This window comes from Schwartzia sp. (in: firmicutes) (genome assembly GCF_978017985.1).
Window position 1 is genome coordinate 1 of record NZ_CDXDFU010000011.1, and the last position, 4105, is coordinate 4105.

The 4105-nt window shown below is 47.6% G+C and carries 4 protein-coding genes; all 4 read left to right on the forward strand.

Translation table 11 applies throughout. The features are described 5' to 3' along the window. Window positions 1-916, forward strand: a 916-nt coding sequence (locus ACY69O_RS00495) for a helix-hairpin-helix domain-containing protein (protein WP_462331512.1), incomplete at its 5' end; no start/stop codon positions are given. Then, a complete protein-coding gene (gene rho, locus ACY69O_RS00500) occupies window positions 916-2343 on the forward strand; it encodes a transcription termination factor Rho (RefSeq protein ID WP_462331513.1) in 1428 nt (475 codons plus the stop codon). The genes ACY69O_RS00495 and rho, both read left to right, overlap by 1 nt. A gap of 29 nt (window positions 2344-2372) precedes the next feature. Further along, window positions 2373-3050, forward strand: a complete 678-nt coding sequence (locus tag ACY69O_RS00505; RefSeq protein ID WP_462331514.1) for a tRNA (adenine(22)-N(1))-methyltransferase — start codon at window positions 2373-2375, stop codon at window positions 3048-3050. Continuing rightward, a partial coding sequence (locus tag ACY69O_RS00510; RefSeq protein ID WP_462331515.1) for a Nif3-like dinuclear metal center hexameric protein occupies window positions 3044-4105 on the forward strand: 1062 nt, incomplete at its 3' end. The genes ACY69O_RS00505 and ACY69O_RS00510, both read left to right, overlap by 7 nt.

The window sequence follows — 4105 nt, forward strand, 5'->3', positions numbered from 1 at the left end:
ACTGCTGCCTATGGAGGTTCCTGAGCAGGAGGTCATAGGGGAATGGCTGGCGGATAAAAAGGGTTCGAAGGTCTATATGGAGGTTCCGCAGAGGGGAACGAAGCATGATATCGTTCTTATGGCTGAAAACAATGCTGCAAAATATTTGTCAGATGAGGCGGCAAGGATTAAGACATCGAATGAACAAACAGAGGGTGCGGTCAGAGAGCTTGGCGGGTATCTTGGACTGAGCAGTCTGCCCTGGCGTATGGAGTGCTTTGATATATCCCATATTCAGGGCTCCGAAACTGTTGCGTCTATGGTTGTTTTCGAGGGAGGTATTCCGAATAAATCGGCGTACAGGCGGTTCAAAATAAAGAGTGCCGAAGGAAAGCCGGACGATTTTCTCTCCATGCGTGAGGTAACCACAAGACGATATGGAAAGAAAGATGTGGAGGATATGCCTGACCTCATTATTATCGACGGCGGCAAAGGACAGCTCAGCTCTGCTCTTGAGATAATACGTGGCGCAGGGCATCATACAGTTCCTGTAATCGGTCTGGCAAAGCAGTTTGAATGGATATTCGTTGAAGGAAAATCCGACCCTGTGATACTTCCGCGAAACAGTCAGGCACTGTTTTTGATGCAGCGAATACGTGATGAGGCACACCGCTTTGCCATAACATATCACCGCAGCCTGCGCGGAAAACGTAATCTTGTCTCGGTGCTTGATCATATTGCGGGCATAGGAGAAAAGCGGCGTCAGGCACTGCGTAAAAAGTTCGGTACGATTCAAAAAATGCGTGAGGCTTCCCTTGAAGAGCTTGCAGCGGCGCCCGGAATGACAAAACCGGCGGCACAGGCAGTTTTTAACTTTTTTCAGGCGCATGAAGGATTTTTGAAAAAGGACAAGGATTCCCGCGAGGAGGAAATATGATGGATTATAAGGCTTTGAAATTAACAGAGCTTCGGGAGCTGGCAAAAGAAAAAGGCATACATGGTGTTTCAGCTTTGCGTAAGGATGATTTGATAAGCAGGTTGGAAAAAGCGGAAGCAGACGCGGCAAGTACACCGCGCCGTCCTGCTCCTGAAAGGAGAAATGCAAATCCTCCGCGTCCTTTTGTACGCCGTCAAAATCCTATGCCACGACAGGAAGGCCAGCAGGACAGAAGAAGGCAGTATCCTGCAAGGAGAACTCATGTTGAAAAAGAGGCACCGAAACAGGCTGAGCAGGCAGAAAATCAACAGCCGAGAATAGAGAATAATAATCGTATTGAGGGATACCTTGAGGTAATGAGTGAGGGCTTCGGATTTGTACGCAGCAACGGGTACATGTCCGGAGAAAACGACACATATATCACTCCGCCGCTTATCCGCCGCTTTCGTCTGAGGACCGGTGATTACATTGTAGGCATCCGCAGGGAGAAAAGTATCACGGAAAAAACTGCGGCGCTGCAGACACTCATTTCGGCAAACGGTATGGCACCGAATGAGCTTTACTATAGACCTACGTTTGAAAAGTTTACGCCTATTTTCCCTGATGAAAGATATCAGCTTGAGACTCCGAATACGACGGCAGCAATGAGAATTATGAACCTTGTTACTCCTGTTGGAAAGGGGCAGAGAGGTCTTATTGTTGCACCGCCGAAAGCCGGCAAAACAACGCTTCTGAAAGAGATTGCAAAAGCAATGCTGACGAACCATCCTGATATTCATCTCATGATTCTTTTGATTGATGAACGTCCTGAGGAGGTCACAGATATACGTGAATCCATTACGGACGGTAATGTAGAGGTTTTGGCGTCTACCTTTGATGAACTGCCTGAGCATCATAAGCATATTTCTGAGATTGCCATTGAACGGGCAAAGAGGCTTGTGGAGCAGAAGAAGGACGTTGTGATTCTGCTGGACAGCATTACACGCCTTACACGCGCGTACAATCTGACAGGGATTCCGTCAGGAAGAACTCTTTCCGGCGGTCTTGACCCTGCATCACTGTATATGCCCAAACGCTTCTTCGGTGCTGCACGTAATACACGGGAAGCAGGAAGCCTTACCATACTGGCAACTGCGCTTATTGAAACAGGCTCAAAGCTTGATGATGTTGTGTATGAGGAATTCAAGGGCACGGGCAATATGGAGCTGACACTTTCGAGACGTCTTCAGGAAAGGCGTATTTTCCCTGCTATTGATATCGCAAAATCCGGAACACGCAGGGAAGAGCTTCTTCTTACGGAGGAAGAACAGAAAATCGAAACAAAAATTCGTCAGTCGTATCTGTCCGAAAAAGATATGGAGCAGCTGATTTCAATATGCAATAAAGCAAAAACTATAGAAGAACTGCAGAAATTAATTTCCGGCTGAAAAGCCATACAGAACAAAGGGTGAAGGAAATGATTGATGACAGATTAAAAGCGGTTGCTGAAATGGTTCCTGAGGGAATGAGTGCGGCAGATGTGGGCTCCGACCATGCATATCTTGCTATGCATTTGTATACTGAAGGAAAATCCCCGAAGGTCATTGCAACCGATAAAAATGAAGGGCCGTGCGAGGCTGCCCGCGCAACGCTGAAAGCAGCAGGACTGCTGGATGATATTCCTGTCCGCTGCGGAGACGGCCTTTTTGCTTTGGAGAAGGGCGAGGTTGAGTGTGTCTGCATCGCGGGAATGGGCGGAGAACTGATTGCCCATATTCTTAATGCGGTGCCTGACGTTTTCAGAAGCCTGAAACGCGTTGTTTTACAGCCAATGAATGATTCGCCTCTGCTCCGTGCTTGGCTGTATAAAAACGGTTGGCACATTGTTGATGAAAGACTGGCAGAGGTAGATGACAGGCTGTATGAAATTATTGCGGCAGAGCCTGGAGCAGAAGCCATGCCGGAACCTGTACTGCTTGAAATCGGGCCTGTGCTTTGCAGTAATAAACCTGAACTCTATACAAGACATGTAGAGGAAAGGATTACGAAGTATCAGCGTATTCTGGATGGACTTAGAAGAAGCGGTCATCCGGATATTGAGAGAATCCGTGAGATTGGCGCGAAAATCAAGGAGCTGGAGGGAAAACAATGGTAAAATGTCAGGTCATTATGGATGCAATGGAAAAGCTTGCACCACGCAGACTTGCAGAGGACTGGGATAATCCCGGCCTTTTGGTTGGAAGTCCCTCGCAGGAGATTAACAAGATACTTGTCTGTCTCGATGTGCGGGATGAAATAATTGCCCGCGCTGCTGATGAAGGCTTTGATATGATAGTTTCCCATCATCCGCTGATTTTCAAATCTTTTAAGAAGCTGCGGACAGATTTGCCTGACGGGAAGAAGTTTTCGGAGCTGTTAAAGCATGATATAGCAGTATTTGCGGCACATACAAATCTCGATATCGCAAAGGGCGGGGTAAATGATGTGCTGGCGGAAAAAATCGGGCTCAGGGATATAAAGCCGTTTGATATCACGGGAGAAGAACAGCTCATAAAATTGGCAGTGTATGTACCGAAGGATTATGCGGATTCTGTACGTGGGGCTGTTTTTTCGGCAGGTGCAGGTCATATAGGTAATTACAGTGAATGCAGCTTCAATGTTGATGGAAAGGGTACGTTCCGCCCACTGAGCGGTACACATCCTTTTATCGGTACAGAGGATAAACTTGAGACTGTAGATGAGGTCCGCATTGAGACGATTTTCCCGAAAGGACTGAAAGAAAGGGTTGTACGGGAAATGATAAAGGCACATCCCTACGAGGAACCTGCTTATGATTTATATCCTCTGGTAAACCGGGGAGAGGTTCACAGCCTCGGACGTATTGGAGTTGTTGATACGCCGATGACGGCAGAGGATTTTGCGGCTGATGTAAAGAAGGGGCTGAATGCGGAATATCTGCGTCTGGTGAAAGCCGGAGACAGAATGATTAAGAAGGTGGCACTCTGCAGCGGAAGCGGTGCTGAATTTATAGAGAGAGCATCATTTATGGGCTGTGATGCTTATGTGACAGGTGATGTGCGATATCACGACGCGCAGCGTGCGGCAGAGCTTGGAATACATGTCATTGACGCCGGACATTTTTCAACTGAGCAGCCTGTTGTGTCTGTGGTTGCAGACTACCTGACGGAAGCACTTAAAAAGGTGCATGGC